The following is a 434-nucleotide window of genomic DNA, read 5'->3' on the forward strand; positions in this document are numbered from 1 at the left end:
CAATAATACATTCAGTACATCTTGATCAAGGTGGGTGATTTTACTTACCCAATCTGGGTCACGCAACATTTCAATAGCTTTTGACGAAATGTTATTTAGATTCCACTCATCAATATTTATCAGTAAAAAACCAGCATTGAAATATCCAGAAGCTAACTGTGGTGTAGTTAATACCGAGGCTCGATTTTGCCACCATTCAACATCTCTTTCAGCTACAACTGCGGCAATTTCATTAGTAGAAAATTGATAATCTAAGAGTTCTTTAATACTACCCTTGCAAGCAATATCTGCATCAAGATATAGTATTTTTTCATGTTTATGATAGAAATAATCTGCAATTATAAATCGAAAATATGTTGCGTAAGTCCAGTTTTTCGTGCTTGGTAATGACTTCAGCTTATCACAATTGATAACATAAATATTAATTCTTGAAT

1 protein-coding gene is annotated in these 434 nt (G+C 32.5%); it reads right to left on the reverse strand.

The window, feature by feature from the left end:
* On the reverse strand, positions 1-434 hold a 434-nt coding region (locus E0D98_RS25865), incomplete at both ends, for a glycosyltransferase (RefSeq protein ID WP_276320460.1).

Source organism: Escherichia sp. KCJ4928 (assembly GCF_004352695.1).
Taxonomy (GTDB): Bacteria; Pseudomonadota; Gammaproteobacteria; order Enterobacterales; family Enterobacteriaceae; genus ECMA0423.